The organism is Rhodoferax antarcticus ANT.BR, assembly GCF_001938565.1.
GTDB lineage: Bacteria > Pseudomonadota > Gammaproteobacteria > Burkholderiales > Burkholderiaceae_C > Rhodoferax > Rhodoferax antarcticus.
The window spans coordinates 1-4,307 of record NZ_MSYM01000010.1 but is presented as its reverse complement, the minus strand read 5'-3'; the positions used below and the strand labels follow the sequence as shown (position 1 = coordinate 4,307).

Sequence of the window (4,307 nt, the reverse complement as noted above, 5' to 3'; positions counted from 1 at the left end):
GGCGATGGCAAAACGCTGGCGGGTTTAACTGAGATCACACCGGCTCAGAAGTCGCTGTTTACCGCACTGGATTTGACACCGCCAACCCCGTCTGACTTGGCTAAGCCTGTTTTGTAGTCTACGCTTTGAAGTCCGTTTCTAATGAAATCAATCACTTGCGTGCAGGAAGTGTCGAACTTGGGGTGCCAGTGCCTTGTCGGTCCAGCGTATCTTCTTGCCCTTGATCGTGAAGCCCAGGAAGGCGCATTCGCTCATGGGTGCAACTTTGCTTTTGGCCAAGTTGACTTTGAGCTTGAGGGCGGTTTCCAGAGTGGCCCACCTTGTGGGGTGCCCACCTCGCTGGGCTGTACATGCTCACCAACCAGCACCCCGGCGCGCAGGTAACGACCGATCAGTCGCAGCAGTCGCTTGTCGGCAATGGTTCGGCTCAGCAAGCTCATCAGCACGTCATGGTTGACGGTGTCAAAGAACTTGGCAAGGTCGATGTCCACTGCGATGCTTGTGCCGCCCTTCACGTGTCGCTGCACCTGCCTGATCGCTTGGTGTGCATTGCGGCCTGGTCGAAAGCCAAAACTCGATTCCGAGAAGGTCGGATCGAAGATTGGCGTGAGCACTTGGGCGATAGCTTGCTGGATGACTCGGTCCATCACGATCGGAATTCCCAGCAGGCGTTTGCCGCCGTCCGCTTTGGGTATTTCTACCCTTCGCACGGCCTGCGCCTGGTATCGCCCTTCTTTGATCTGCTGTCGAACCGCTGGCCAGTGCGCGCGCGCATGGTCGGGGAAGTCTTCAATGGTCACGCCGTCAATGCCCGGCGCACCTTTGTTGGCCTTCACCCGTTTCCATGCTTGCGCCAGGTTGTCGCTGGCCAGCACGTCTTCAAGCAGTTCGCTATTCACTTCTAGTTTCTCTTTTGCTTCGTCTTGTTTCAAGGCTCGGTGCGTGTTGGCCGCCGTGCGCATCTGACCCGCTCGGGTTTGATCGATTTGGTCGAGACTTTCACGTCAGCTCCTTGTGTCTCATTGTTTAGCCCTTCGGTACTGCGACTCCCCAATACCTACTATGGCCGCTGCTGACTTCTGCATCGTCACGGCCCGCATTGCTGCGGGTCGCGCTGTACTTCTGGATGATGTTGCTGCCGTTTTCTTCGACACGCAGCGGGCAGCTCGCCACGGCGCTTGGGCCTTGGTATCCCGGTTGAACCGATCCGGGTTGGGTCATCATCCAGTTGCACCGCACGCGATGCAGATCTCCCCAGGTAAGGACGCGAACGTTCCATGCGCAAGCGCCGCATTTACCATACCCACTGAACCAAAGGGCTTTGTCGTCATGTGCCAACTCGCCCCGCAGGCTTGGCCTTTTATGCGGTTTCTGTTCGTCGCCTCGCACTTTTGCACTCGGGCTTCCTCCAGACAGGACCTCGCGGGCTGTGGCCCTTGCCGTCGGCTCGTGGTTAAGATTGCTCTCTATGAGTCCAATTTGGTTCTCCCACAGGGGACTTTCACCCCATAAGTTCGCGCCCATGCTGGGCGCACACAGGTCATTCCATCGGATGGCTTCGCCACCCGCTGAATTTCTACGTTAAAGCCGTCCCCGTTCAGTGATAGGATATTTCCATGACACCGACAGCGATCCAACAATCCATACTCGGCTTGCCCAAGTCAGAACGTGCGCATTTGGTGCATTTGTTGCTCGATAGCCTGGATGCACCGTCGGAACCTGATATTCAGGATATCTGGCTGAGCGAGGCGCGCCGCCGCGCGGATGATATTGACGCAGGCAGAGTCAAGCTAGTGAGTGGCGAGCAGCTTGAGCGACAAGTTCAGGCGCTTTTTAAGTGAGCTATTGGCTCCATCCCGAGGCCGCCGAAGAACACAAAAGCCAGGTCGCGCACTATGGAGAGATTCAAGTGGGATTGGGAAAGCGGTACCACACCGAATTCCAAAGTGTCTTGGCTTGGGTTTGTGCTTCGCCTGATCGCTCACGCATTGTTCTTGCCCCGGATATTCGACGTGCAATGTTCAAGATTTTTCACTTTGACCTCGTCTATCGCGAAGTCGATGGCGCAGTTCAAGTGTTGGCCATCGCCCATCATCGTCGCCAGCCAGGCTATTGGGTGGCTCGGCTTTAACTGCTTGATCGACCCGACTTTCGCGGGTCATCGCCAACGTTAGCCTGCTGGAGAAGAATTTGGTTACAGTACCGGCATGGTACCAACCATTGTTCGCGACGGTCAGTTTCGTCTCTTCTTCTTTTCACGTGAAGAGACGCGCATTCATGTGCATGTTGCGCACGTTGATGGCGAAGCCAAGTTCTGGCTTACGCCGCAGGTGGGATTGGCCAACCATACAGGCCTTTCCGCTACACAAATTCGTCAAGCGCAAGCAGTCGTGAATGCGCACTTAAAGGATATCCATGATGCTTGGAATCACCACTTCGGCGGCTGAAGTCACTCACATCTCGAAGCACGGGTTTTGGCTTCTGCTTTCCGACGAAGAACTGCTCGTACCGTTCGACCAATTTCCCTGGTTTCGAAAGGGCACGATTGAGCAAATATCTGAAGTTCAGTGGCTTACCCCTGACCATCTCTATTGGCCGGGGTTGGACATCGATTTGTCGGTGCAGTCCATAAGGAATCCGGCCACATTTCCGCTGGTGTCGGGCGCAGCAGGCTAACCGGTTGGTCCATCGTACTCGCCTTCGGCGCTCCGGTGACCGCCAACGTTAGCCATCACGAGAAACATTGGGCCTGCTGTTTGGGTCAAACGGCGATAAACTGTGATTAAAGACCTTGGGGGTAGCCATGCACGACACAGTTATTGAGCTTGCAAAGCGCAGTCGCTCTCTATCGCCGCAGGAGCGCGAGCGCCTTGTGGAATTGTTGCTGGAGACTCTTGTGGAACCTGCCGAACCCGAGGTCGAGGAGGCTTGGAATCGGGAAATCAAACGCCGCGTCGAGGCGCACATGCGAGGCGAATCTGACACGTTTTCGCTTGAGGATGTTTTAGCCGAAGCGCGTCGCATTGCGCCCTGAAAGTTCGACTGATCACAGATGCGCGAGACGAGTTCTTGCGCGAGGTCGCGTACTACGAAGACAGACGCCAAGGCCTTGGCAGGCGTTTTCGCACGGCGGCAACTGCGGCGTTCAAACGGGCCGGCGAATCACCTCTGTCGGGAAAACCTGGAGTCGCTGAAACCCGCCGAGTGCTTGTCAAGGGTTTCCCCTTTGCTGTGGTTTACATGGCGTTCGAGACGGAGGTGGTTGTTTACGCGGTCGCGCACCTGTCGCGTCGACCGGGGTATTGGCTTGGTATTGGATAGTGACAGCTAACAGGTTGTTCGTCGCGGACACGCTGCCGCAGGTTGCAGTTGCGCGACACGGGCTGCGTGCCGGACAGCACCAACGTTAGCGATTATGGAATTCCACGTTTCCAACGAACATGTACGCCGCGAAAGGCGCAAAGCTGTCTATCTGATCTTGTTCCTCGCCGTTATTTCCAGTGCGTTGATTGCGAAGGTGCTAAGCACAGAAAAAATCAGTGATCTGGTCTATCCGATTATTGGCCTTCTTGTTTTGTCACTCCAATTTTTTGGTAGTTACAAACGCATCAGGGAGGGAAAGGCCGCATACCCGGTCCTTGAACTTGATGAGCCAAACGGAAAAGTCGCCGTGCTCTACAAAGATCTCAAAGTCATCGTAGACCTCTCTCAAATCAAAAACCTTCGGCTACAGCGCAAGTCTGGCCAACTGGTCTCCATTCTGGTCTATACCTCATCAGGAGAAGACCTGAGATTTGATGGCTACGAGAATCTCGATGTGTTGGCTTCTGCGCTCGAACGGCTTGCCCCTAAAGAAAGCATCACAAATGCGTCGTTCTATCATCGCTAACCCGGCAGTCGAGAGGGACGCATCGGGGCTTCGCTGCTCGCGCCCCTCACTTCCACGTTGAACTAAACCGCTGACGCGGTGGCTGGTCTCGCGCAGGCCGCCACCGCGTTTTTCTTTGCGCGAGACTTGCGCAAAAGGCTTATGAGGACAAGCCTTCAGGCTGGGGAATGTTCCCCGGACTCTGAAGGAGATTGTCATGACACCCTTACGTCAACGCATGGTCGATGCCATGGTCACACGAGGTTTTGCCGAGCGTACCCAAGAGAGCTACGTCGAGGCCATCTCGCGCATAGCGCGCCACTACCACCGCAGCCCAGTACTGCTGAGCAAAGACGAAGTCAGCGCCTATTTGTTGCACTTGGTCAGCACCCGTCATCTGACCTACAGCACCATGAACCAGGCAGCTTGCGCAGCGCGC

General features: G+C 55.7%; 9 protein-coding genes. 7 read left to right on the top strand and 2 right to left on the bottom strand.

The window, feature by feature from the left end; all coding sequences use genetic code 11:
- Nucleotides 1-251: 251 nt before the first annotated feature.
- Both BLL52_RS06970 and BLL52_RS20315 read right to left on the bottom strand, forming a co-directional pair.
- A complete protein-coding gene (locus BLL52_RS06970) occupies nt 252-899 on the bottom strand; it encodes a reverse transcriptase domain-containing protein (protein ID WP_198930609.1) in 648 nt (215 codons plus the stop codon).
- Nucleotides 900-1,026: 127 nt separating this feature from the next.
- Nucleotides 1,027-1,221 (bottom strand): hypothetical protein, encoded by a 195-nt coding sequence (locus tag BLL52_RS20315; RefSeq protein WP_139313330.1) that lies wholly within the window; start codon nt 1,219-1,221, stop codon nt 1,027-1,029.
- Between the two features lie 395 nt (nt 1,222-1,616).
- Here BLL52_RS20315 and BLL52_RS06960 point away from each other — a divergent pair, with 395 nt between their 5' ends.
- The 7 genes from BLL52_RS06960 to BLL52_RS06925 form a co-directional block, all read left to right on the top strand.
- Entirely contained in the window at nt 1,617-1,841 is a 225-nt protein-coding gene (locus BLL52_RS06960; RefSeq protein ID WP_075585989.1) for an addiction module protein, read from the top strand.
- On the top strand, nt 1,838-2,131 hold the full coding sequence (locus BLL52_RS06955) for a type II toxin-antitoxin system RelE/ParE family toxin (RefSeq protein WP_075585988.1): 294 nt from the start codon (nt 1,838-1,840) through the stop codon (nt 2,129-2,131). The genes BLL52_RS06960 and BLL52_RS06955 overlap by 4 nt, the downstream gene beginning before the upstream one ends.
- Nucleotides 2,132-2,207: 76 nt before the next feature.
- Nucleotides 2,208-2,447 (top strand): DUF4160 domain-containing protein, encoded by a 240-nt coding sequence (locus BLL52_RS06950; RefSeq protein ID WP_075585987.1) that lies wholly within the window; start codon nt 2,208-2,210, stop codon nt 2,445-2,447.
- On the top strand, nt 2,419-2,676 hold the full coding sequence (locus BLL52_RS06945; RefSeq protein WP_083633834.1) for a DUF2442 domain-containing protein: 258 nt from the start codon (nt 2,419-2,421) through the stop codon (nt 2,674-2,676). The genes BLL52_RS06950 and BLL52_RS06945 overlap by 29 nt, the downstream gene beginning before the upstream one ends.
- Before the next feature lie 127 nt (nt 2,677-2,803).
- Nucleotides 2,804-3,034, top strand: coding sequence for an addiction module protein (locus BLL52_RS06940; protein WP_075585985.1), 231 nt, complete (start codon nt 2,804-2,806; stop codon nt 3,032-3,034).
- A 381-nt stretch (nt 3,035-3,415) separates the two neighbouring features.
- On the top strand, nt 3,416-3,889 hold the full coding sequence (locus tag BLL52_RS06930; RefSeq protein WP_075585983.1) for a hypothetical protein: 474 nt from the start codon (nt 3,416-3,418) through the stop codon (nt 3,887-3,889).
- Nucleotides 3,890-4,085: 196 nt separating this feature from the next.
- Nucleotides 4,086-4,307 (top strand): site-specific integrase (locus tag BLL52_RS06925; protein WP_198930608.1); only part of this gene is annotated, 222 nt, incomplete at its 3' end.

Excerpts from the sequence above, each read along its gene's own strand:
- BLL52_RS20315 (WP_139313330.1), bottom strand. The coding sequence starts at position 1,221 with ATGACCCAACCCGGATCGGTTCAACCGGGATACCAAGGCCCAAGCGCC.
- BLL52_RS06960 (WP_075585989.1), top strand. The coding sequence starts at position 1,617 with ATGACACCGACAGCGATCCAACAATCCATACTCGGCTTGCCCAAGTCA.
- BLL52_RS06950 (WP_075585987.1), top strand. The coding sequence starts at position 2,208 with ATGGTACCAACCATTGTTCGCGACGGTCAGTTTCGTCTCTTCTTCTTT.
- BLL52_RS06945 (WP_083633834.1), top strand. The coding sequence starts at position 2,419 with ATGCTTGGAATCACCACTTCGGCGGCTGAAGTCACTCACATCTCGAAG.
- BLL52_RS06940 (WP_075585985.1), top strand. The coding sequence starts at position 2,804 with ATGCACGACACAGTTATTGAGCTTGCAAAGCGCAGTCGCTCTCTATCG.
- BLL52_RS06930 (WP_075585983.1), top strand. The coding sequence starts at position 3,416 with ATGGAATTCCACGTTTCCAACGAACATGTACGCCGCGAAAGGCGCAAA.